This window comes from Buchnera aphidicola (Artemisaphis artemisicola) (assembly GCF_005082365.1).
Taxonomy (GTDB): domain Bacteria; phylum Pseudomonadota; class Gammaproteobacteria; order Enterobacterales; family Enterobacteriaceae; genus Buchnera; species Buchnera aphidicola_AR.
The window spans coordinates 577,577-602,817 of sequence record NZ_CP034900.1 but is presented as its reverse complement, the minus strand read 5'-3'; the positions used below and the strand labels follow the sequence as shown (position 1 = coordinate 602,817).

The following is a 25,241-nucleotide window of genomic DNA, read 5'->3' as shown; positions in this document are numbered from 1 at the left end:
TTTCTTTTACAAAAAATTATTTTTATTCTAATTTAAAAACGTTTTTTCTATAAAAATCTAATTCTATGATAGATTCTCGAATATCTTCTAATGCTTTATGATGATTTTTTTTTCTAAATTTACTATATATAATTGGATACCAACGCTTTACTAATTCTTTTAACGTACTAACATCTATACTTCTATAATGAAAATAATTTTCTAATTTTGGCATATATTTGAATAAAAATTTTCGATCTTGATTAATACTATTTCCACAAATTGGAGATGATTTTATAGGAACCCATTTTTTTAAAAAAAATAAAATTTCTTTTTCTGCTTTTTTTTCATTATATAAACTATTTTTAATACGTTGTATTAATCCGTTGTTGTTATGTACTAAACGATTCCATGAATTCATGGATAAAATATCTTCTCTTTTTTGATGTATAGCAATTACGGGTCCTTCTGCAATTATTTTTAAGTTAATATCTGTAACTAATATAGCAATTTCTATAATGCGATGTATACTAGGATTTAATCCAGTCATTTCTAAATCAATCCAAATTAAATTTTTTTTATTAATTTTCATAATATTCTTTAATCAAGAAAAACTAATTGTAATTAAGTCTAATTATCTTGATGATTATTAGAAGTTCTTCATTATTTTTATATTATAATTATACATTAAATTTTTAATTTAAAATATTTTCTTTTCTGTATCTTAAAATTTTTAATTTTTTTTCAAGCAGATAATATATATATTGATGTTGTTTTGATATAATAAGAGAGATAAAATTTTTAATGAAAAATATTAATTTTTACTATACTAAATCTTATAAAAATTTAAAAAGACATTTTAAAAAAATAAGAAATATTCATTTAAGAGATCTATTTGCATCTGATTTGAATAGATTTAAAAAATTTTCAATTTTATTTAAAGATCAGATTTTAGTCGATTTTTCAAAAAATCGAATTAATGAGGAAACTTTAATTTATTTATTAAATTTAGCACAAGAAACTGATGTAAAATCTGGAATAAAATCAATGTTTTCTGGTGAAAAAATAAATAAAACAGAAGATCGTGCTGTTTTACATATAGCACTGCGTAATAGAAGCAATCGTCCTATTATAGTTGATAATTGTAATATTATGTTAGAAATTAACACTGTTCTTAAAAAAATGAAGAATTTTTCACGTTCTATTATCAATGGTGACTGGAAAGGTTATAGTGGAAAAACTATTTCTGACGTTATAAATATTGGAATTGGTGGGTCCGATTTAGGACCATATATGGTTACCGAAGCATTACGTCCATATAAAAATCATTTAAATATTCATTATGTTTCGAATATAGATAGCACTCATTTAATTGAAGTACTGAATAAAGTAAATCCTGAAAAAACTATTTTTTTAATTGCTTCTAAAACATTTACAACAGATGAAACAATGACTAATGCACATAGCGCAAAAAAATGGTTTTTATATAGTGCAAAAAATCTAGATGCTTTAAATAAACATTTTTTTGCATTATCCAGCAATATAGAAAATGTTTTGAATTTTGGAATTAATATTAATAATATTTTTAAATTTTGGAATTGGGTAGGTGGGCGATTTTCATTATGGTCTTCAGTAGGGTTATCTATTATATTATCAATTGGATTTAATAATTTTGAAAAATTTTTAGATGGTGCACATGCTATGGATAATCATTTTTATCAAAGCAGTTACAATAAAAATATTCCAATATTATTAGCATTAATTAGTGTTTGGTATACTAATTTTTTTGGTTCTGAAACAGAAGCACTCTTGCCATATGATCAATATATGCATCGTTTTTCTGCATATTTTCAACAATCTAATATGGAATCTAACGGAAAATCTGTTGATAGAAATGGCAAAAAAATACTTTATCAAACAGGTCCTATTATTTGGGGAGAACCTGGCACAAATGGTCAACATGCGTTTTATCAATTATTGCATCAAGGTACTAAATTAATTCCTTGCGATTTTATCGCTCCAGTTATTTCGCATAATAATTTAGACAATCATCATAAAAAACTTTTATCTAATTTTTTAGCTCAAACACAAGCTTTAGCTTTTGGTAAATCTAAAGAACTGTTTTTAGAAGAATCTAAATTATCTAGAAATAATTATAATGATTTAAATAAAATTTTACCTTTTAAGGTTTGTGAAGGAAATCAACCTACAAATTCAATTTTAATACGCAAAATTACTCCATATAATTTAGGAGCATTAATTGCTTTATATGAACATAAAATTTTTGTTCAAGGTTATATTTTAAATATTTTTAGTTTTGATCAATGGGGTGTTGAAATAGGAAAAGAATTATCTCAAAATATTTATAATTCTTTAAATAATAATATAAAAAATCAAAATTATGATTCTTCTACTGAAGGACTTATTAATTTTTATAAATCTTGTTTAATTTAACTACTTATTTACAGTTTAAATAAGTTTAAATTTTCTTTAAAGAATTAAATAGAATAAAATTATATTTTTTTAAAACTATTTTATAATCTTAGTTTTTCGTAATATGAGTGGTTATTATGTTTATATCAATTAGATTAAAAATACAAAAATTCGGTCAATTTTTAAGCAGTATGATAATGCCTAATATAAGTATTTTTATTGCATGGGGAATGATGACTGCTTTATTTATACCCTTAGGATGGCAACCTAATAAAACTTTAGAACAGTTAATATCACCTATAATTGTTTATCTTTTACCTATTTTAATTGCATATACTGGAGGAAGTTTAATTTCTAACATTCGAGGAGGTTTAGTAGGAAGCATAACAACTATAGGAATGATTGTTAGCACGAACAGTCCAATGTTATTAGGAGCAATGATTGCAGGACCTTTAGGAGGTTATGCTATAAAATATTTTGATAAAAAAATAGAAAATAGGATAAAAAATGGTTTTGAAATGTTAGTAAATAATTTTTCTATCGCTATATGTGGAATGTTATTAGCAATAATTTCATTTTTTTTTATTGGTCCATTTATTGAATATATATCTCATATTTTAGGGCAATTGATAAAAGTTATTGTACATTATAATATACTGCCTTTTACTTCTATTATAATAGAACCAGCTAAAATATTTTTTTTAAACAATGCTATTAATCATGGAATTTTTTCTCCTTTAGGCATTCAAGATGCATCTGAGAATCATAGTTCTATATTTTTTTTAATTGAATCTAATCCAGGTCCAGGATTAGGAGTGTTAATAGCATGTTTTTTTTGTGGTAAAGGGGAATTATATAAATCTTCAGGTGGAGCAGCAATAATTGAATTTTTAGGAGGAGTTCATGAAATTTATTTTCCTTATATTTTAATTAAACCAAAATTAATTTTTTCGCTTATTTTAGGTGGAATGACTGGTATTTTTATACTAGTTTTATTACATGGTGGTTTAATTTCTGCTGCATCACCAGGTTCTATTTTAGCTATTTTAGCCATGACACCTAAAGGTTTATATATTGCTAATATATCCTCTGTTTTTTGCTCTTTTTTAATTTCTTTTATAACTTCTTTTATATTGCTAAAATATGATTTTTATATAATTGAGAAAGATGATAAAAAAAATTTTAAAAAAAACAACAATTCTTTAAATTCAAATGTTCTCAAAAAGAATAATAATTTTCAATCTAATTTTTTTGCGAATGTAAAAACGATTATAGTTGCTTGTGATGCTGGAATGGGATCTAGTGCAATGGGTGCAAGTATCCTTCGAAAAAAAATAAAGAATGCTAATTTAAATCATATTTCTGTACTGAATATGGCAATTAATATGCTTCCTAAAAATGCAGATTTAATTATTACACACAAAAATTTAACAAATCGTGCTAAAGAATACGCACCTTATGCTAATCATTTATCTTTAAAAAACTTTCTTAGCAACACGTTTTATGATAATTTAATAAAAAAAATAACTAAAAATATGATTGTTTTAGATCAAAAAAACATTAATCTATTCGATAATAATAACAGTGTAAATTGTGAGGTAAAATCACATAATCTATTTCAGTTAAGTGAAAAAAACATTGTTTTAAATCAATATGCAGCTAATAAAGAAGAAGCTATTTATATTGTTGGAAAACATTTAGTAAAACAAGGATATGTTAAATTAAATTATATTAATTCAATGTTAGAAAGAGAAAAAATATCTTCTACTTGGTTAGGAGAATCAATAGCTATACCACATGGAACTATTGAATCAAAAGATTCAGTTTTAAAAACTGGAATAATTTTTTGTCAATTTCCCAAGGGTGTTCATTTTGGAGAAGATATTGACGATATCGCCTATCTTGTTATTGGTATAGCAGCTAAAAATAATGAACACATCATGGTTGTGAGTAACATTACTAATGCATTAGATAATAAAGACGTAATTAAACAATTATCTAATACTACTAGTGTAGAAGAAGTGTTATCACTTTTAAAAATGAAAAAAGATTAATATATATCTGTGATTAATTTTTTATTTAATAAATTTTATTGGAATAATTTATGAAAGTACTCCATTTTGGAGCTGGAAATATCGGACGAGGTTTTATAGGAAGAATTTTATCAGAATCAGGTTATGATGTAATTTTTTCTGATATAGATCAAAATTTAATAAATATTATTAATTCTAATCAACAGTATACTGTCAAAATAGTAGGTAATCATCAAGAAAAAATTATTAATGTTCGAAAAGTTAGTGCTGTGCATTTTCATGATCTAAAAATTATGAAAATAATTTCTTCAGTTAAATTAATTACTACAGCAGTCGGTGCTAATGCATTGCACGTTGTTGCTTTAATTCTTGCTCAAGGAATATTACTAAAAATTAAAAACGGTTCTATAACACCACTAAACATTATTGCTTGTGAAAATAAAGTTCAAGCAAGTTCTTTTTTGAAAAAAGAAATATTAAAAAAATTATCTCCAATATATCATGATTATCTAAATAAATATGTTGGATTTATAGATTGTAGTATTGATACAATTATACCTTTAGTTCATTTTAAAAACAATAAAGATGTTTTATTTTTACTTGCTGAAGATTTTAAAGAATGGATAGTTGATGTTAATCAGTTTAAAGGAGATTTGCCTAAAATAATTGATATAAAATATAGTGATAATTTAAAGTCTTTTATAGAACGCAAATTATTTACATTAAATACTGGTCATGCTATAGCTGCCTATCTAGGTTTAATGAAAAACTATAATTCTATACAAGAATCTATGTTAGATGAAGAAATACGTTTGGTTGTTAAATCTGCTATGGAAGAAAGTGGTTTAGTATTAATTAAACGTTATAATTTTAATAAAAATGAACATGCTAATTATATTAATAAAATTTTTAGTCGTTTTGACAATCCTTTTTTATCAGATAGTCTCAAACGTATAGCACGTAATCCATTGCAAAAATTAGGAAATAAAGAACGTTTAATAGGACCGTTATTAGGTAGTATTCAATACAACTTACCCTATTTTAATTTATCAAAAGGTATTGCCGCAGCATTTCATTATCATAATCCTCAAGATTTAGAATCAATGAAAATATCATCTTTCGTCAAAGACAAAGGAATTGAAAATGCTATAATTAAAATTTGTAATTTATCTAAAAATAGTCCTGAATTATATTCTATAATTTTAGAATATATTAATTTTTTCAATAAAAAAAAGTAATTATCTAATAAGTCAATTTTATTTCTAATTTATACAGGATTTCATTCTGTTTTTAAAATAGTTTTGTTTTTCATTTATTTCGAGAATTAGGTAATGCCTATTGTTATATTGCCACGTAATTTATCTAGTCAAATTTCTTCTGGAGAAATTATTGAGCGACCATCTTGTGTAATTAAAGAAATTGTAGAAAATAGTATAGATGCTGGTTCAAAAAATATTAATATTACAGTTGAAAAAAGTGGTTTTCAATATATCTCTGTAACAGATGATGGTTGTGGTATTAAAAAAAAAGAATTATTACTTGCTATAACTCATCACGCTACAAGTAAAATTACTTCTTTATTAGATTTAAAAACTATTTCTACTTTTGGCTTTCGGGGAGAAGCTTTAGCTAGTATTCGAGCTGTTTCAAGATTAACATTAATTTCTTGTACTCAACATAGTGATGTTGCTTGGAAAATATATTCTGAAAGATTTATTAACAATAATATTCTTTTGCAACCGATAGCACACCCTCAAGGTACTACTGTTATAGTAGAAAACTTATTTTATAATATACCAGTTCGTCTTAAGTTTATTCAAAATAAAAAATTAGAATTTTTAAAAATTTTTGAAGTAATAAAGAAAATAGCTTTGTCTCATGTTGAAATTAATTTTTCTCTTATACATAATAATAAATTAATTACACGATATTATGCTATAAATAAAAATAAAAAAACTATAAATAATCAAAATAATTACAATCATAGATTGAAAGAAATATTCCATGAATTAGATGTAAATCAATTAATAGAAATAAATTCTCAAAAAAATAATGTTTTTTTATTTGGATGGACATTTTATACAGAAGATATTAGTAAACAAAAAAAAATACAATATTGTTATATTAATAATAGATTTGTTTATAATCATATTGTTATTAATGCTTTTCGAAAAGCTTGTAATAAAATTATAGGCAATAATAAAATGTCTTTTATTTTATATTTTCAAATTCCATCTGACTGTATTGATGTAAATATTCATCCTACCAAAAAAGAAATTAAATTTCATAATCCTTGTTTTATTTATCAATTTATTTATGAAACTATTGTGTGTAATCTAGTAGAATTAAAAAAAAAGTATTTATTAAATACAAAACATATTCTTTACAAAGAAGATACAATAAAAGATCATAGAAATTATATTATGAATGCATCTTCAATAAAATATAATTTTTCTTTAGTAAAATTATTAATTATTATTCGCAAATATTATGGTTTGGTCTACTATAATAATAATTTGTACTTACTTTCATTACCTTTAGCCAAAGGTATAATTAGGAAAAATAAATTTATTAAAAATATTAAACAAAAAAATATATCTGATATTACTTTAATTAATATTAAAATTTCTTCAATACCTCAAGAATATATCATATTATTTGAAAATAAAGAAATTTTATTACAAGTTGGATTTAATTTAATCTTTAAAACAAAATATGTTATTTTAAGATCTATTCCATGTTTTTTAAAAAAATATATTAATTATATAATATTGCATTTTTTTAATTTTTTATTTCTTAGAAAAAAAATATCGATTTCAGAAATAATAAATTGGTTTTATCTTAATATTTTTATAGAAAAAAAAAATTGGAATTATACTAATGGCATTGCAGTAATTTCAGAAATAGAATATTGTTATCCTTTATTATTAACAAATCCTCCTCTAAAATTATTACAAAAAATAAATATTGATACAGTATTATATACGTTAAAAATATAAGATTATGTTAAAAAAAAAACCTATAGTTCTTTTTTTAATGGGACCAACAGCATGTGGAAAAAGTCAACTGGCTATTGATCTTAGAAAGTATTTGCCAATAGAATTAATCAGTGTAGATTCTGCATTAATTTATCATGGAATGGATATTGGAACAGATAAACCTAGTCCATCTATTTTATCGAATCATCCGCATCGCTTATTAAATATTAAAGATCCAAGTGAATACTATTCAGCTTTTGAATTTAAACATGATGCTCTAAAAGCAATTACAGATATTATTCAATTAGGAAAAATACCTTGTCTTGTTGGCGGAACGATGTTCTATTATCATACATTATTGCATGAATCATCTATTTTACCATCGTCTAATGTTAAACTTCGTGAGTTTTTACTTCAAGAAAATAAAAATACTTTACATAAAAAATTACAATCAATAGATCCTATTTCTGCTAATCGAATTCATAAAAATGATTTTCAAAGATTATTAAGAGCATTAGAAATTTTTTATCTTTCTGGAAAAAATTTAACAGAATTTAAAAAAAGTAATAGTAATGAATTACCCTATAATATCTTTCAATTTGCTATTATGCCTCCTAATAAAGAATGGTTGAATAATAAAATTGAACTTCGTACAAAGAAAATACTAGATCTAGATTTTCAAAAAGAAGTAGAAACACTTTTTTTAAGAGGAGATTTACATATAAATTTACCATCTATTCGATGCATAGGATATCGTCAAATGTGGGAATATCTTGAATATAAAAATAGTTATAAAGAAATGTTTAATAAAATTATTTATGCTACAAGAAAACTTGCTAAACATCAATTAACATGGATAAAAAAATGGAAAAATCTTGATAAAATATTATATAGTGATAACACTAACATTACAGTCAATAAAATATTAGAAACTGTTAAAAAACATCAAGTATCTATATAATATTATTGTTGAGAAATACAATTTTATTTATATTTTATTAATAAATAAATTAAATATTTGTTTAAATTTAAAATTTAATTCTCAATAATTTTTTTGAGTTTTTGGTGATAACAATAATAAATGAGGCATAGAATGGCCTGGAATAAACCAAGTGATAATAAACCTGATCTTAATCCATGGGGGGATAATAAAAATGATAATAAAAAATCTGAAGATCAAAATAATAAAAAAATAATTAAAAAAACTATTATAGAAGATATAAAAATTTTTTTTTATAACATAAAAAATACTATTAATAAAAAAAATAATTCTACAACTTTATCAAATAATCAAAATTATTCTTTTTTAATAATAATTTTTATAAGTTTTTTAACTTGGTGTATTAGTGGTTTTTATACCATAAAAGAAGCTGAACGTGGTGTTGTTACTAGTTTTGGTAAATTTAGTCATATAGTAGAACCTGGATTAAATTGGAGACCAATTTTTATTAATGAAGTAAAAACTGTCAATGTCGAAACAGTACGAGAATTAGCAACTTCAGGTGTAATGTTGACTTCAGATGAAAATGTAGTGCGTGTAGAAATGAATGTACAATATAAAATAACTGATCCTGCTGACTATTTATTTTCTGTTTCTTATCCAGATGATAGCTTGCGTCAAGCAACTGATAGCGCTTTAAGAGGAGTTATTGGGCACTCAACTATGGATCGAGTACTAACAGAAGGACGCACTCTAGTACGTAGCGATACTCAAAAAGAGATTGAAGAAACAATTAAACCTTATAAAATGGGCATTACAATATTAGACGTTAACTTTCAAACAGCTAGACCTCCTGAAGAAGTTAAAGCTTCTTTTGATGATGCAATTGCAGCTCGTGAAAATCGTGAACAATATATACGTGAAGCTGAAGCTTATTCAAATGAAGTAGAACCTAGAGCTAATGGACAAGCACAAAGAATTTTAGAAGAAGCTAAAGCATATTCATCGCGCATAATTTTAGAAGCTGAAGGAGAAGTAGCGTGTTTTTCTAAAATTTTACCTGAATATAAAGCAGCTAAGAAAATAACTTTAAGACGTCTTTACATAGAATCTATGGAAAGATTATTAAGTAAAAATAAAAAAATATTTATTGATGAAAAAAATAAATCAATATTTTTTTTATCTTTAAATAAACTTTTTTCTCAAATAGAATCTATTAATAAAAATTTTAGAAAAAAAAATAATTTTAATAGAAATAATAAAAATCATTCTTATTTTTCTAATAAAGATAAAAAAACTAATAATTCTTCTTCATTATCTTCTAAAGATATTTTAGAACAACGTCGTATTAACTCTTTAAGAAGTTACGAAACTAATGAAGAGAGAGAATAAATATATGAACAAAATTTTAATTTGTTTATCAAGTGTATTGTTTTTTTTTATTTCTTCTTCTTTTTTTATTGTAAAAGAAGGAGAATGTGGAATTGTTTTACAATTTGGCAAAGTTTTACGTAATAATGAACAAAAGACTTTAGTGTACAATCCTGGATGGCATTTTAAAATACCTTTTTTAGAAACAGTCAAGATATTAGATAAACGCATTCATACTATGGATAATCAAGCGGATCGTTTTGTTACAAAAGAAAAAAAAGATCTTATTGTTGATTCTTACGTTAAATGGAAAATTAATGATTTTAGTCGTTATTACCTTGCAACTGGAGGAGGAGATATTTTTCAAGCTGAAGTATTGCTAAAAAGAAAATTTAGCGATCGATTACGTTCAGAAATAGGTCGTCTTAATGTTAAAGAGATTGTTACAGATTCACGAGGCAGATTAACTACAGATGTTCTCGATTCATTAAATAAAGGTAGTATGAATTTAGAAAAAACATCTTTAATTAATGTAAATAGCATGAATGCATTAGGAATAGAGGTTGTAGATATTCGTATCAAACAAATTAACTTACCTAATGAAGTTTCTGATGCTATATACAATCGAATGAGAGCAGAAAGAGAAGCTGTAGCTAGAAGTCAACGTTCTCAAGGAAAAGAAAAAGCTGAAAAATTACGAGCAGCAGCAGATTATAAAGTTTCTATAATATTAGCAGAAGCAAAAAAACAAGCATTGATTATTAAAGGAGAAGCAGAAGCAACAGTAACAAAATTATTTGCACAAAATTTTAGTCAAGAACCATATTTTTATTTTTTTATTCGTAGTTTGCGTGCTTATGAAAATAGTTTTAAAAATCAAGAAAACATTATGCTGATTAATTCAGATAGTATGTTTTTTAAATATATGAATAAGATGATTCAAATAAAAGAATAAATCTTATAAATATAAAAATATTAATAGGTATGATTAAGTATGAAAAAAAATATTGTAATACTTGGGACACAATGGGGTGATGAAGGAAAAGGTAAAATAGTAGATTGTTTAACTTCAGATGGTTCTTATGTTGTAAGATATCAAGGCGGTCATAATGCCGGTCATACTTTAGTTGTTAATGAAAAAAAAATCATTCTTCATTTAGTACCTTCTGGGTTGTTGCATAATAACGTCACTGGCATTATTGCTAATGGAGTAGTAGTATCTCCATTAGAATTAATAAAAGAAATAAAAATGCTAGAAGAAAATAATGTTTTCACTAGAAAACGTTTATTTATTTCTAATTCAGCTCCTTTAATTTTACAATATCATATTGAAATGGATATTGCTCGTGAAAAGAGATTAGGAATTAATTTATTAGGAACAACAGGACGAGGTATAGGTCCTGCTTACGAAGATAAAATAGCACGCCGTGCTTTACGTGTTGGGGATTTAAAAAATGAAAAAGTTTTATCTTCACGTTTAGAAAAAATAGTTGAATATTACAATCATCAATTGGTATCTTTTTACAAACACAAATCTATCGATTACAAGATTATTTTAAAAGATTTACTACCAATCATAGATATCATACATGATATGATACAAGACACTACATATATTTTACATAATGCCATCAAAGATAATAAAAAAATAATTTTTGAAGGAGCTCAAGGAACTTTTTTAGACATTGACCATGGATCATATCCTTATGTTACTTCTTCTAATAGCACTATCGGTGGTGTTATGACTGGAACAGGGATAGGCCCTAAAAATTTAGATTATATTATTGGAGTAACAAAAGCATATTCTACAAGAGTTGGTTATGGTCCTTTTCCTACTGAATTATTTGATGATATAGACAAACATTTTTTTAAAAAAGGTCATGAATTTGGTTCTACAACTGGAAGAAAAAGACGCACTGGTTGGTTAGATGCGGTATCTTTATGTAGAGCAGTAAAAATTAATTCTTTGTCTAGTTTATGCATAACTAAATTAGACGTATTAGATGGACTAAAAGAAATAAAAATTTGTACATCTTATCAAAATTCTCAAACTTTAAATCCTACATCATTTCTTGAAAATAATGATTGGGACAGTATAAAACCAGTATATGAAACTTATCCAGGATGGACTAAAAAAACTTTAGGAATAAATAAAATTAAAGATTTGCCTTATGAAGCGCGTAACTATATTAATCGTATAGAAGAAATAACTCAAGTTCCTATTGATATAATTTCTACAGGTCCTGATCGTTCTGATATTATTTTAGTTCGCGATCTGTTTTATATGAAGTAATAATTTTTTTAAATTATTGATATTCATTTAATATAATGTAAATCTAAAATAGATATCTATTTATTATTAATATATTGTTTTAAAACACAATATACATGGAGAAGTAAATATGGTAGCAGATCCCTACCAAAAAAGAGAAGCTAAAAAATATCAAAATCCTATTCCTAGTCGAGAGTATATTTTATCGTGTTTAAAAACTTGTGATGATTTAATAAGTCAGAAATACTTAGAAAAAAAATTTGATATTAATAATCAAGAACAAAAAAAAGCACTACGTCGAAGATTAAGAGCAATGGAACGAGACGGTCAAGTAATATATACCAGAAATCGCTGTTATATCGTTCCTGAAAATTTAAAAATAGTTAAAGGAAAAGTAATTGGTCATAGAGATGGTTATGGTTTTCTTCGAACGGAAACATTAAAAGATGATCTTTGGTTGTCTTCAGAGCAAATGAAATATTGCATTCATGGTGATATTATTCTAGCTCATATTATTAATTCTGATAAAAAGAGAAGAAAAACTGCTAGGTTTTTGAAATTATTACAACCTAATAATATATTAATTGTTGGTAGATATGCTATTGAAAATGAAAAAAAAATTGTTATTCCTAATGATACTCGTTTTCATTTTAAAATTTTTATAATTTCATCTGTCAATAAACAAATTTCTACAGGTTCTATTGTCGTTGTTAAATTAAAACAAAATATTATACGAAATAGCAAAATACAAGGTTTAATCGTAGAAGTTCTCGGAAAAGAAATGGGTATTAATCTATCCATAAATATGGCATTACGCACACATTCTATTCCTTACCTATGGTCGAATGAAGTTAAAAAAGAAATATCTGCAATTAATAGTAAATTTAGTGAATATGATTTAAAAAGGAGAATAGATTTAAGAAATTTTCCATTTTTTACCATTGATGATGAAGATGCTCGTGATTTTGATGATGCTGTTTTTTGTAAAAAAAAACCATATTCAGAAGGAGGTTGGAATTTATGGGTTGCGATTGCAGATGTTAGTTATTATATTAAACCTAATAGTGCACTAGATAAAGCGGCATTAGAAAGAGGAACATCTATATATTTTCCTTCCTTAGTAGTGCCAATGTTACCAGAAAAAATTTCTACAGATTTATGTTCTTTAAATCCTTATAAAGAACGTCTATGTTTAGTATGTGAAATCAGTTTATCTGAAAAAGGAGAGTTAGTTAGCTACAAACATTATGAAGCAATTATTTCTTCTCATGGAAGATTTACATATAACGAAATTTTTAAAATATGGAATGGGGATATTTTTCTTCGTTCTAAATATAAAAAATTATTAAAATACATTGACAATTTTTCACATTTACAAAAAGTTTTTAATAAAAGTATTTTTTCTAAAAAAGGTATTGATTTTGACAGCATAGAACCTAAATTTATTTTAGATGTTAATCATAGAATTAAAAATATTTATAAAAATATTAGGAATGATGCGCATAAATTTATTGAATCATGTATGATTTTAGCAAATATAGCTTCTGCTTCTTTTGTTTCGCAATATAAATATCCTGTTCTTTTTCGTAATCATGATCGTCCTAAAAGAGAAAATGTTGTTAGTTTTCGTCTATTTTTAAAAGAATTAGGACTTACATTATCTGGAGGAGAAACACCTGAATCTATGCATTATTCAAATTTATTAAAAAATATTGCTCATCTTCCTGAATATGAAATGATTCAAACAATATTATTAAGATCTATGAAACAAGCTGTATATTCTCCTGATAATTGCGGACATTTTGGTTTGTCTTTGTCTAGTTATGTTCATTTTACTTCACCTATTAGACGTTATCCTGATCTTATATTACATAGAGTTATTAAATATTTATTATCTAAAAAGCAGAATAAATCTTCTAATTATAATGCTTATTTGTATAATTCTCATGAAATAAAAAAAATAGGAATGCATTGTTCTATGACTGAAAGACGAGCAGATGAAGCTAGTAGAGATGTTATTGACTGGTTGAAATGCGATTTTATGAGTAATAAAATTGGACAAATATTTACTGGAGTAATTTCTAATGTTACTTCTTTCGGATTTTTTGTGCGTTTAAATCAATTTTTTATTGATGGATTAGTTCATATAGCTTCGTTAAATGACGATTATTATTATTTTGACTCTATAGGACTGAAGCTAATTGGAAAGTCTAGTAAAAAAATTTATCGTCTTGGTGATATTTTAAAAGTTCAAGTTATTTCTATTAATTTAAATGAACGAAAAATAGAATTATCTTTATGTAAATCTTATTAATTCTATTTTGTATAATATAAATTATATTGATTTTTTTTTGTAATTAAAATACCATGTATACCTATTTTCTTTAATTTAACATTGTGCCTTGCTTCCTTAAAAAGTGTATACAACCATCTTAGTAAGGAAGCTTAAAAACCAAAAGGACATATTTTATGCGTCATTATGAAATAATATTTATGATTCATCCAGATCAAAGTGAAAAAATACCTCTTATGATTGAAAAGTATAAAAAAATAATTTCTGATAACGAAGGAATTATACATCGTCTAGAAGACTGGGGCAGACGTCAATTATCTTATTCTATTAAAAAATTACATAAAGCACATTATATTTTAATGAATATAGAAGTTTTTCCTAAAACCATTAATCTGTTAGAAACAGAATTTCGTTTTAATAGCATTATTCTTAGAAATATGATTATGTCTATGAAAAAAGCAATAACTGAATTATCACCTATATTAAAATTAAAAGATGATAAAAAAGAAAAAAAATAACGTCAATCATAAAAAGTTTTAATGATATTTAAAAAATCTTTAAAAAAAAGTTTCTTTAATCTTTTAAAAAAACAAATATTTAATATAATATATTTATTATATTTGGAGAAAATATAAATGGCACGTTACTTTCGTCGTAGAAAATATTGTCGATTTACTGCAGAAGGTATTCAAGAAATAGATTATAAAGATGTTGCAGTTTTAAAAAATTATATTACAGAAAGTGGTAAAATTGTTCCTAGTCGCATTACTGGAACTAGAGCAAAGTATCAAAGACAATTATCTAGAGCTATTAAACGCGCACGGTATCTTGCTTTATTGCCATATACTGATCAACATCGTTGATACGATAATTACAAAAACAAGTTAACTATCAAAGAGAATAATAAACTATGGAAGTCATTCTTTTATCTAAAATTTATAAATTAGGTGATTCTGGAAAAATTGTTAATGTTAAATCTGGTTATGCAAGAAATTTTTTAATTCCTAAAGGAAAAGCGATATTAGCTAACAAAAAAAATATCGAATCTTTTGAAGCACAACGTATTGCATTGGAACAAGAAAATAAAAGTAAATTATTAATAGCACAGTCTCGAGCTGATAAAATTAAAAAAATACAATCTATAACTATTGCTTCTAAAGTAGGAAAAGAAAATAAAATATTTGGTTCTGTAGGTGTAAGAAATATTATTAAAGAAATAACAACATTAGGAATCAAAGTAAATAAAAAAGAAATTCGACTGCCAAATGGTTTGTTACGTCACATTGGTGAACATAAAGTAATGTTTCAACCACATCATGATGTTGTTGTTTATTTTATAGTCAATATCATTCCAAAAAATTAATTCTTTAAAATTTTTTTAATATATAAATCTACGGTATAAAATGTTAGATCAAATTTGTCAGTTAGCACGTAGTGCTGGAAATACAATTATGAGTTTTTATAATTCTGAAAAACGTTTAAATATTTTTTATAAATCAGATAAAAGCCCTATAACTAATGTTGATCGTGAAGCTAATAATATAATTAAAAAAGGTCTTGCGTTAATCGATCCTAAAATTCCTATTATTTCTGAAGAAGGATTATATGATTTTAAAATTTGTAAATCTTGGAATAATTATTGGTTAGTCGATCCATTAGATGGAACTAAAGAATTTTTAAAAAAAAACGGTGAGTTCACAGTAAATATTAGTTTAATTAAAAATGGAATACCCGTTTTGGGAGTAATATATGCACCTTTTTTTGATGTTTTATATTGTTCTTTTGAAAAAAATGCTTGGAAAGAGACCAAATTAGGTTTAAGAGAAAAAATTTATGTTTCTAACCAAAATATTCCATTATTAATAACTAGTCGTTCACATTCTCATAATAAATTAAATGATTACTTAGAAAAAATAAAAAATTATAAAATAAAAAAATTAGGATCTTCATTAAAGTTTTGTTTGATAGCAGAAGGAAAAGCTCAAATTTATCCAAGGTTTGGGAATACACATATTTGGGATACTGCTGCTGGTCATGCTATTGTTGTTGCTGCTGGGGGAATAGTGCGAACATGGACTGGGGATACATTAAATTATTTATTATCTTCTCGTTCTTCTTTTATTAATTCTGGTTTTTACGTATCTGCATCAGAAACTTGTTAAACATTTTTTATTAAAAAGTAGATAATATTATTATGAATAAAATCGAAATAAAAATTTTAAATACACATATAAATAAAAATTTTTCTTTACCTAAATATACAACAGAAGGATCTTCTGGTTTAGATCTTAAGGCTTGCATAAAAGAAAAAATTCAATTAAATCCTCAAGATACTGTTTTAGTTCCAACAGGTATAGCTATACATATTGCAAATCCTAACATTGCTGCTTTAATTTTGCCTAGATCTGGATTAGGTCATGAGAAAGGTATTATATTAGGAAACTCTGTTGGTTTAATTGATTCAGATTATCAAGGTCAATTGATGATTTCAATTTGGAATCGTAGTAAAAAACAATATTTTATTTATCCTAATAATAGGATAGCACAAATAATATTTATTCCGATTATTAAACCATATTTTTCTTTAGTAAAAGATTTTAATGAAAAGACAGTACGTGATCAAAAAGGTTTTGGTCATTCTGGATTACTTTAAAAGATTCCATATTTTTCACGATATTTTATTAACTGGGGAATATTTTTCTTTAATTTTTTATCTTCTAGTAAATAATTAATTAAATCTTCAATGGTAATTATAGAAATAATTTTATAATTTTTTTTATTATTTATATGACTAACAGCATTTAAGTTTCTTCTTCCTTTTTCTTGTCTATCTAAAAGAACGAAAACAGATACGATTTTTGCTTCTTTTTTTTCAAGTATTTTAATAGCTTGATGTATAGCTGTTCCTGATGTAATAACGTCATCTAAAACAACAATTTTTTTATTAGAAACGTTTTGACCAATTAATTCTCCTTTTTCTCCATGTATTTTGTGTTCTTTTCTATTAAAACAATACGGAATATTTAAATTATAATAATGTTTTAGTGCTATAGAAGTAGCTATAGAAATAGGAATGCCTTTATATGCTGGACCAAATAATATATCAAATTCTATTTTTGAATTTATTATAGCATGAGCATAAAATAAACCAATTTTAATAATATCTTTTCCGGTAGAAAATACACCTGAATTAAAAAAATAAGGACTATTTCTTCCTGATTTTAATTTAAAAGATCCAAATTTTAATACTTTTTTTTTACAAAAAAATTAATTACTTCTTTTTTTAAATACATAAAAAATTAAACCTTAATTTATTATAAAATTTTTAATACATATACATTCATTATAAATATTTATATCAATTAACATTGATACTTATCTAGTTTTATTGTTATGCAAAACAATATACTATAGAAAAGTAATTTTTTTATTTTTATGATGGCCCTTGCTGGATTTGAACCAGCGACCAAGCGATTATGAGTCGCCTGCTCTTACCACTGAGCTAAAGGGCCACATTATTTTGCTATCTTTACTATAAATCAATTTTTTCTAATAATCTAGAATTCTTTTTAAAAATTATATTTTTTTTAAAAATATTTTATATATATTTGACAGAGATATAAAATTTTGATATATATAAATTTACTTCCTCTGTAGTTCAGTTGGTAGAACGGCGGACTGTTAATCCGTATGTCACTGGTTCGAATCCAGTCAGGGGAGAAAAACAATTTTAATTAATAATTAATTTTAATTCTTTTGATAAATTTCTTTTTTCTTTTGACAATTCTGCATTTTTTACAATATAATCATCTATTCTATCTTCATAATCATTTTTCATCATAAAAATTATTTTTTTAATTTCTTCATGATTCATATCTGATGTAATATATTGAGCAAGATTATCTAGAAGTAGTATTCTTTTTTGATTATCTCTAATTTTTTTTTCAATATCACATATTTCTCTTTTAATTTTATTTTTTCTTCTAAATTTATGAACGAATTCTAAAACATTTTTAAATGATTTCTTAGTTTCTGACATTTGATAATCCTTTTATTTTTTATGTTCGATGTAAATTGTATTTCTTTTGATTGTTTTAATGATCTTTAAAAAATTAACATCTTATTTAATTACTAATATAAAATAATACCATAATGCTTTTTAAAAACTATAAACCTACTTTTTTATTTTATGATTATGAAACTTTTGGAACACATACAGCTTTAGATAAACCAGCTCAATTTGCTTGTATTAGAACAGATTTAAATTTGAACATCATAGATATTCCAGAATGTTTTTATTGTTTTCCAGCAGATGATTATTTACCAGATCCTCAATCTGTTTTAATTACTCATATTACTCCTCAATATACTCAAAAAAATGGCATGAATGAATATAACTTTTCAAAAAAAATATATGATATTTTAATGCAACCTTATACTTGTACTGTTGGTTTTAATAATATAAATTTTGACGATGAAATTACAAGAAATATATTCTATAGAAATTTTTTTGATCCTTATGAATGGAGTTGGAAGAATAAAAATTCTCGTTGGGATATAATAAATTTATTAAGAGCCTGTTACGCATTAAGACCTATTGGTATTAAATGGCCTAAAAATCAATTAGGATTACCTAGTTTTAAACTATCAGATTTAACTGAAATTAATAATATCATACATTTAGATAAACATGATGCTATGTCAGATGTATACGCGACTATTGAAATGGCAAAACTTGTTAAAACTAAACAACCTAAATTATTTAATTTCTTTTTTAAAAACAAAAATAAAAAAGAATTGTATAAATTAATTAATTTAAAAAAATCAGAACCAATTGTTTGTATTTCTAATTTTTTTGGTGCTATTCGGAAAAATGCTAGTTGTATTTTTCCTTTAATATGGCATCAAAATAACAAAAATATATTAATTGCTATTGATTTATTTAAAGATATTAAAAAACTTATATTTTTATGCAAAAATATTTCTTTTGAAGGTTCTTTTATTAAAGAATTATTGGATTCAGGAGTAGTATTAGTACATTTGAATCGCTGTCCTATATTAGCGCCGATTAAAACAATTCGTAAAGAAGATCATGATCGATTAAAATTTAATTTAATTTTATATTATAAAAAAATTGAAATTTTAAAGAGAAATTCTTCTTTGATTAAAAATATTCAAATAATCTTTTCTAAAGACAATATTGTTAATCATTCTTCTAATGTTGATCTGCAAATATACAATTCTTTTTTTAATTTAAATGATAAAAAAATTATAAACGATATTAGAAAAATTGAGCCAATATATTTAAAAAAAGAATATTGTAATTTTCATGATCCCCGTTTAAAAGTGCTTTTTTTTCGTTATCGAGCTCGAAATTTTTTTCATACATTAGATAATAACGAAAAAAAAATCTGGTTAAAACATTGTTTTGAAATTTTAAATCCGTTTACTTTAAATGAATATCAAAATAAAATTGAGTGTTTATTAAAGAAATATTCTTTTAATTCAAAAAACAAAATCTTATTGACAAGATTGTTGGATTATGCAATAAAAAAACATCAAAAATTATGTTATATTAGTTTTAATTTATAATAATATGTTGAATTGTATAAAAATCATATTGTTTTAAAAAAAATAATAACTCTCTTAATTCTTTATTATATTCTGAATAAAAAAAAATATTTTTTTGTATTATCTGATTTTTGTTAAATTTTGCAAAATACTTTTTAATCTGTAACAGTGGTATTTCTGTTGAATCTATAAAATAAATATATGGTGTACATAAAATTTTTTTAATTTCTTTTTTTAATAATAAAAAGTGTGTACATCCTAATATAATTGTATCAGGTTTTTTTTGGACTTGATTCCATGGTTTAAAAATATTAGCTAATGATATTTTTGAAAATTTAAGACCTCTAATTTTTTTTTCGGCTATTAAAGCTAATTTATTCGTACCTATGACTTTTATAATATTACAAGAAGATTTTTTATATATTATATTTTGAGTATACGATGAATTAATAGTTCTTTTCGTTGCTATTAAACCAATGATTTTGTTTTTTGTAATTTTTTCTGCAGCTTTTATTCTAGGAAATATTCCAATAATAGGAAAATTAAATTTTTTTCTTAAAGTAGATAAAGCTACAGTACTAACTGTATTACATGCTATTACTACTATAGTAATAGGATATTTTTTTTTTATTATATTAATTATTTTTATACTTCTTTCAATAAGAAAGAGTTCTGTTTTATTTCCATAAGGAAATGCTTCATTATCTAATATATAAATATATTTAATATTAGGCATTCTTTTATTAATAATTTTTAAAAAAGATAAACCACCTGCACCAGAATCAAATATAAGCACTGTATTAATGTTTTATTAATGAAATAAGAAAGTAATTTTTATTTTTAACGGTTAATGTTAATATAAAATAGTTTTATTCATGAAATAAAAATAATTTCATTTCTTTTTCTATTTTTTTTCGATCTTCTAATTTAGACATGTTAAGCTTATTTTCATTTATTAAAATAGTTTGTTTTTCTAGCCATTTTTTCCAAGCTTGTTTAGAAATTTCATTATATATTTTTTTTCCTAGTTCACCTGGATATTCTTGGAAATCCTGACCTTCAGATTTTGTTTTTAAGAATGTACAAAAAATTATACGTTTCATAGTTTCTAATTCTCCTTTTTTTTTAAAGTGTTTTTCTTAAAACTTTCCAATATTACCTGAACAGGTTTAGGTAATCCTATATTTTGAGGCATTTTTAAATTATACCAAAGACCAGTATTGTTTTCTTTATAAAATTTTGAATTATAAGATATTTTAATTAAAACAGGATAAACCTGTAAATTAAAATGACTAAATTTATGAATAAAAGATGTCATTCTTTCATATTTTGTTATATTAATTTTTTTTTCTTTTAACCAGTTTAAAGCTAATATTTCAGTTTCGAATGTTGGAAAAGTAAATAAATTTTTCCAAATTTTTTTCTTTATATTTTTTTGCATCCAAAAACTATTTTTAAATTTAATTACAACAAACCAAGATATTTTTTTTAAACATATTTTTTTTATATTTTTTAAGGGATATTTTTCCCATTTTTTTTCTAATTTAGTAATACACTTTTCTTGTAATGGACATATTTTACATTTTGGTTTTTTATGAGTACAAATTATTGCACCTATATCCATAATAGCTTGATTAAACTTTCCGGTATTATGTATTGGTGTAATTAATTCAATAATATTCCATAATTTCTTTTCTATAATTTTATTCTGTAAAGTTCCAACAATACCATAATAGCGAATTAAAATTCTTTTTACATTTCCGTCTAAAATAGGATAAAAAAAATTCAAGGATAATGATAGAATAGCGCCTGCTGTAGATCTTCCTATTCCTGGTAATTTAATGACATCTAAAAATTTTGTAGGAAATACACCCTGAAATTCTCTTTCAATGATTTTAGCTGTTTTATAAATATTTACAGCTCTTCTATAGTACCCAAGACCACTCCATAAATGTAATAATTCATCTAATGTACTATCATTTATAGATTTTATATTAGGAAATGTTAGTATAAATTTTTTAAAATATGGAATAACAGACTTCACTTGAGTTTGTTGTAACATAATTTCAGATATCCATACAATATATAATGATTTATTTTTTTGCCATGGCAAGTTTTTTCTACCATTATTATGGTACCAATTTAAAACTAATTGTGAAAAAATATATGTTGTCATTATAGTTAAACCATTTTTTAAAAAATAAAACTAAAGTCTTATTTAGATGAATATATATTTTAAACTATATTGATTTATGTTATTATTTTTAAATAACATTTTTAACAAAGTTTTTTTGTTTTAATAATATAAATTTAATTAAATAAATATGAAGAAAAATATTTTAACAGAAGAATATAATGAAAATGGTGTTTTTTTTCGTCAAATTCGTAGTTTTGTTTGTCGACAAGGTCGTATTACTCAATCTCAATTAAATGCTATTGAAAAACATTGGTCTTTAATAGGTATCGATTTTCAATTAACACCATTAAATTTAAAATCTATTTTCAGTAATTACAATAATCCAATTATATTAGAAATTGGTTTTGGTTCGGGCCAGTCTTTAGTTGAAACTGCAAAAAATTTTCCTGATAAAAATTTTTTAGGAATAGAAGTATATAAATCAGGTATTGGTTCTTGTTTAAATTTTGCTTATTCTTCTAAAATTCAAAATTTAAAAATTATTAATCATGATGCAATAGAAGTGATAAACACTATGATTTTAAATCGTACTTTATCAAAAATACAAATTTTTTTTCCAGATCCTTGGAACAAAAAACGTCATCATAAAAGAAGATTATTAAAATGTAGTTTTTTAAAAATAATTTCAAAAAAGTTAATAATTAGTGGTATATTGCATATTGCTACAGATTCAGAGGAATATGCTTTATATATATTAAATGAAATAAAAGATGTTCAAGAATATAAAAATTTATCCAAAAAACATTTGTTTGTTGAACGTCCGACATCTCGTATAATAACTAGATTTGAAAGAAAAGCATTTCTTCAAGGTAATAAAATTTTTGATTTAATGTTTCAAATAAAAGAATAATATTTGCAGTTTATTTTAAAAAAATTTCTAATAATGAATTTAAAAAGAACTTACCCTTTTTTGTAGTATCCCAATAATCTGTTGTATCAATTAAAAATCCTTCTTGTACTGCGATTTGAATTTTTTTTTCTATATAAATTTCATTGATATTAGTTGTTTCTCTAAAATGTTTTTTAAAAACAGGTTTATATAATCTTAAAACGTTCATAAAATATTCAAATATTTTGTCTTTTTTAGAAACTACATGCATCTTATTAAGATAATGACCATTTAAAAAATCATGAATGTTTTTATTTTTAACAGTTCTAATTATTTGTCCATTATCTTGAGTAATTTTACCATGAGCCCCGCATCCTATTCCGATATAATCTCCAAAATTCCAATAATTTAAATTATGTTGACATTGATAATTTAATTTGGAATAAGACGATATTTCATATTTATTATATCCTGATTTACGTAATAATTGATCGCCTTCAGAGAACATTTGAAAAATCATATTCTCATCAGGTAATTTGATATTTTTTGCATAAAAAGGAGTATTAGGTTCTATAGTTAATTGATACCATGATATATGAGCCGGATGATATTTGATAGCATATTGTAAATCTAATATTGCGTTTTCTAATAATTGATCAGGTAATCCATACATTAAATCTAAATTTAAGTTACAATTATTTTTTTTTGATTCTTGAATAGAATAAATTGCTTCTAAAAAATCATATGTACGTTCTATTTTTTTTAATAAATTTGAATTAAATGTTTGTATTCCTATAGAAAAACGATTAATACCGCATTTTTTATAATTAACAAATTTTTGATATTCTAGTATTTTAGGGTTCGCTTCTATAGTAATTTCTGCAACATTAGAAACTATGCTTCTTTTTTTGATACTATTTAACAAATATTCTATAGATTCATTTTTTAGTAAACTAGGAGTTCCTCCTCCAATAAAAATAGTATTTATTTCTCTATTGCCAACTAAAGATAAATCTTGTTCAAAATCTTTTAATAAATTGTCAATATATTTTTTTTCCGGAATAGTTGTTTTACTAACATAAGAATAAAAATCACAATATCCACATTTTTTTAAGCACCAAGGAATATGAATGTATAAACTTATAGGAATTGAGGTAACCATGATATTTTTATCTTTTTTGAATTTTTTTCATATGATATTATTGCTTATTAAAAATATTGCGTCCAATTCTTATCATATTACTTGTAGCTAATAATGATTCTTTTATATCATTACTTGTACCTAATGATAAAGTATCTATTGATTTATATTTATCTTTTAATTGTTTAAAGATAAATTTTATCGTTTCATATTGTTTTTTATTTTCAATAATATTTGTCGTTATTGAAGGCATGGCCATCACTCCTCTCAAGCAAACATTAGACATTGAAGAAACTATTTCTGCTAATTGATAACAATCCTTTATATTAATGCCATTTTTGTGTAAATCTTGAGATACGTTGACTTGTATTAATACGTTTATTGGCAGTAGATTTTTAGGTCTATGTTTATTTAATAAAAAAGCGATTTTTTTTCTATCAACTGTTTGACACCAATCAAAATATTTAGTAATCATTTTAACTTTATTAGACTGTATCTTACCAATAAAATGCCAAATAATATTATATTTTTTTAACTTTTTTATTTTTGGAATGCTTTCTTGTAGATAATTTTCTCCAAAATTATTTATTCCTAATAATATTGTTTTTTTGAGTGTATTAATATTTTGATTTTTACTAACCGCTATTATTTTAATTTTTTTTATTAAAATATTATTTTCAATAATAATATTTTCTATATTTTTTTTTAAATTTTTAAAATTTAGATAAATATAATTCATTGTTTTCTCTTTTTTAAAATTTAATATCTTATATACAAAAAAATTTTATTTTATATTTAGATTCAGCCAACTTTCTAATATAACGACGGCAGCAAAAGAATGAATCTTTGCTTGTTTCAATGCTTTAAAACCTCTTTTTTTAAACATTATGGATTTAGCTTCAACTGTAGTTAAACGTTCATCGTGCATTTTTACAATTATATTAAATTTATATTTTAATATATTAGCGAATTTTTCTGATTTATTAGTGATATCTTGTTTTGTGCCATTAATATTTAATGGCAAACCAACAATAATAAATTTAGGATGCCAATATTCAATTAAATTTTTTATAATATTCCAATTTGGATTTCCATTTAACGCTTTTAAAACTATTAAAGGCCTTCCTTTTTTAGTAACATCTTCTCCTACTGCTACTCCTATTTTTTTCATACCAAAATCAAATGAAAGTATAATCATTTTTCT

At 23.7% G+C, this 25,241-nt stretch carries 24 protein-coding genes, 2 tRNA genes and 1 pseudogene; 17 read left to right on the top strand and 10 right to left on the bottom strand.

What is annotated here, in order from left to right:
- Positions 1–22 precede the first annotated feature (22 nt).
- Positions 23–571, bottom strand: a complete 549-nt coding sequence (gene orn / locus D9V59_RS02900) for an oligoribonuclease (protein ID WP_158364915.1) — start codon at positions 569–571, stop codon at positions 23–25.
- A 212-nt stretch (positions 572–783) separates the two neighbouring features.
- Here orn and pgi point away from each other — a divergent pair, with 212 nt between their 5' ends.
- The 14 genes from pgi to dut all read left to right on the top strand — a co-directional run bounded on the left by pgi (position 784) and on the right by dut (position 16,952).
- Positions 784–2,433 (top strand): glucose-6-phosphate isomerase, encoded by a 1,650-nt coding sequence (gene pgi / locus D9V59_RS02895; RefSeq protein ID WP_158364913.1) that lies wholly within the window; start codon positions 784–786, stop codon positions 2,431–2,433.
- 116 nt (positions 2,434–2,549) lie between these two features.
- A complete protein-coding gene (locus D9V59_RS02890; protein ID WP_158364911.1) occupies positions 2,550–4,466 on the top strand; it encodes a PTS mannitol transporter subunit IICBA in 1,917 nt (638 codons plus the stop codon).
- A gap of 50 nt (positions 4,467–4,516) precedes the next feature.
- Positions 4,517–5,683, top strand: a complete 1,167-nt coding sequence (locus D9V59_RS02885; RefSeq protein ID WP_158364909.1) for a mannitol-1-phosphate 5-dehydrogenase — start codon at positions 4,517–4,519, stop codon at positions 5,681–5,683.
- A gap of 93 nt (positions 5,684–5,776) precedes the next feature.
- Complete coding sequence (mutL, locus tag D9V59_RS02880; protein WP_158364907.1) at positions 5,777–7,444, top strand: DNA mismatch repair endonuclease MutL; 1,668 nt, start codon at positions 5,777–5,779, stop codon at positions 7,442–7,444.
- 37 nt (positions 7,445–7,481) lie between these two features.
- Positions 7,482–8,384 (top strand): tRNA (adenosine(37)-N6)-dimethylallyltransferase MiaA, encoded by a 903-nt coding sequence (gene miaA / locus D9V59_RS02875; RefSeq protein ID WP_222836974.1) that lies wholly within the window; start codon positions 7,482–7,484, stop codon positions 8,382–8,384.
- A 132-nt stretch (positions 8,385–8,516) separates the two neighbouring features.
- Positions 8,517–9,755, top strand: a complete 1,239-nt coding sequence (gene hflK / locus D9V59_RS02870; protein ID WP_158364903.1) for an FtsH protease activity modulator HflK — start codon at positions 8,517–8,519, stop codon at positions 9,753–9,755.
- 4 nt (positions 9,756–9,759) lie between these two features.
- A complete protein-coding gene (gene hflC / locus D9V59_RS02865) occupies positions 9,760–10,689 on the top strand; it encodes a protease modulator HflC (protein WP_158364901.1) in 930 nt (309 codons plus the stop codon).
- Positions 10,690–10,728: 39 nt separating this feature from the next.
- Positions 10,729–12,027: an adenylosuccinate synthase gene (locus D9V59_RS02860; protein ID WP_158364899.1), complete on the top strand. Its 1,299-nt coding sequence runs from the start codon at positions 10,729–10,731 to the stop codon at positions 12,025–12,027.
- 109 nt (positions 12,028–12,136) lie between these two features.
- Entirely contained in the window at positions 12,137–14,320 is a 2,184-nt protein-coding gene (gene rnr / locus D9V59_RS02855; protein ID WP_158364897.1) for a ribonuclease R, read from the top strand.
- Between the two features lie 155 nt (positions 14,321–14,475).
- Entirely contained in the window at positions 14,476–14,817 is a 342-nt protein-coding gene (rpsF, locus tag D9V59_RS02850; protein ID WP_158364895.1) for a 30S ribosomal protein S6, read from the top strand.
- Positions 14,818–14,934: 117 nt separating this feature from the next.
- Complete coding sequence (gene rpsR / locus D9V59_RS02845; protein WP_158364893.1) at positions 14,935–15,162, top strand: 30S ribosomal protein S18; 228 nt, start codon at positions 14,935–14,937, stop codon at positions 15,160–15,162.
- Between the two features lie 47 nt (positions 15,163–15,209).
- Entirely contained in the window at positions 15,210–15,662 is a 453-nt protein-coding gene (gene rplI / locus D9V59_RS02840; protein ID WP_158364892.1) for a 50S ribosomal protein L9, read from the top strand.
- A gap of 40 nt (positions 15,663–15,702) precedes the next feature.
- Positions 15,703–16,461 carry a 3'(2'),5'-bisphosphate nucleotidase CysQ gene (cysQ, locus tag D9V59_RS02835; RefSeq protein WP_158364890.1) on the top strand — a complete coding sequence of 253 codons (759 nt, stop codon included), beginning with the start codon at positions 15,703–15,705 and terminating at the stop codon, positions 16,459–16,461.
- A gap of 29 nt (positions 16,462–16,490) precedes the next feature.
- On the top strand, positions 16,491–16,952 hold the full coding sequence (dut, locus tag D9V59_RS02830; RefSeq protein WP_261979412.1) for a dUTP diphosphatase: 462 nt from the start codon (positions 16,491–16,493) through the stop codon (positions 16,950–16,952).
- On the opposite strand, the pseudogene pyrE reads toward dut, so the two are convergent.
- A pseudogene (pyrE, locus tag D9V59_RS02825) lies at positions 16,949–17,566 on the bottom strand (orotate phosphoribosyltransferase); the annotation flags it as partial. The gene dut and the pseudogene pyrE overlap by 4 nt on opposite strands.
- Before the next feature lie 172 nt (positions 17,567–17,738).
- A tRNA-Ile gene (locus tag D9V59_RS02820) sits at positions 17,739–17,811 on the bottom strand.
- Positions 17,812–17,946: 135 nt separating this feature from the next.
- Between D9V59_RS02820 and D9V59_RS02815 the strand changes: the two genes are divergently transcribed.
- Positions 17,947–18,019, top strand: a tRNA-Asn gene (locus tag D9V59_RS02815).
- A gap of 10 nt (positions 18,020–18,029) precedes the next feature.
- Here the strand turns inward: D9V59_RS02815 and D9V59_RS02810 are convergent.
- On the bottom strand, positions 18,030–18,338 hold the full coding sequence (locus D9V59_RS02810) for a DUF496 family protein (protein WP_158364886.1): 309 nt from the start codon (positions 18,336–18,338) through the stop codon (positions 18,030–18,032).
- Between the two features lie 113 nt (positions 18,339–18,451).
- Here D9V59_RS02810 and sbcB point away from each other — a divergent pair, with 113 nt between their 5' ends.
- Complete coding sequence (gene sbcB / locus D9V59_RS02805) at positions 18,452–19,891, top strand: exodeoxyribonuclease I (protein ID WP_158364884.1); 1,440 nt, start codon at positions 18,452–18,454, stop codon at positions 19,889–19,891.
- On the opposite strand, the gene murI is transcribed toward sbcB, so the two are convergent.
- From murI to mutY, 3 genes are all read right to left on the bottom strand, one after another.
- Positions 19,881–20,666, bottom strand: coding sequence for a glutamate racemase (gene murI, locus D9V59_RS02800; protein ID WP_158364882.1), 786 nt, complete (start codon positions 20,664–20,666; stop codon positions 19,881–19,883). The two genes, sbcB and murI, sit on opposite strands and share 11 nt — an antisense overlap.
- A gap of 73 nt (positions 20,667–20,739) precedes the next feature.
- Entirely contained in the window at positions 20,740–20,973 is a 234-nt protein-coding gene (locus D9V59_RS02795) for an oxidative damage protection protein (protein ID WP_158364880.1), read from the bottom strand.
- A gap of 5 nt (positions 20,974–20,978) precedes the next feature.
- On the bottom strand, positions 20,979–22,046 hold the full coding sequence (gene mutY / locus D9V59_RS02790; RefSeq protein ID WP_158364878.1) for an A/G-specific adenine glycosylase: 1,068 nt from the start codon (positions 22,044–22,046) through the stop codon (positions 20,979–20,981).
- A gap of 148 nt (positions 22,047–22,194) precedes the next feature.
- Here mutY and trmB point away from each other — a divergent pair, with 148 nt between their 5' ends.
- Entirely contained in the window at positions 22,195–22,917 is a 723-nt protein-coding gene (trmB, locus tag D9V59_RS02785; protein WP_158364875.1) for a tRNA (guanosine(46)-N7)-methyltransferase TrmB, read from the top strand.
- A 10-nt stretch (positions 22,918–22,927) separates the two neighbouring features.
- Here trmB and hemW read toward each other — a convergent pair whose 3' ends face one another.
- The 3 genes from hemW to ruvX are packed head-to-tail and all read right to left on the bottom strand — an operon-like array spanning position 22,928 to position 25,235.
- On the bottom strand, positions 22,928–24,058 hold the full coding sequence (gene hemW, locus D9V59_RS02780) for a radical SAM family heme chaperone HemW (protein ID WP_158364873.1): 1,131 nt from the start codon (positions 24,056–24,058) through the stop codon (positions 22,928–22,930).
- A gap of 37 nt (positions 24,059–24,095) precedes the next feature.
- The gene (locus D9V59_RS02775) at positions 24,096–24,776 is read right to left on the bottom strand and encodes a YggS family pyridoxal phosphate-dependent enzyme (protein ID WP_158364871.1); all 681 of its coding nucleotides are present in this window, start codon (positions 24,774–24,776) and stop codon (positions 24,096–24,098) included.
- A gap of 45 nt (positions 24,777–24,821) precedes the next feature.
- On the bottom strand, positions 24,822–25,235 hold the full coding sequence (gene ruvX, locus D9V59_RS02770; RefSeq protein WP_158364869.1) for a Holliday junction resolvase RuvX: 414 nt from the start codon (positions 25,233–25,235) through the stop codon (positions 24,822–24,824).
- Positions 25,236–25,241 lie beyond the last annotated feature (6 nt).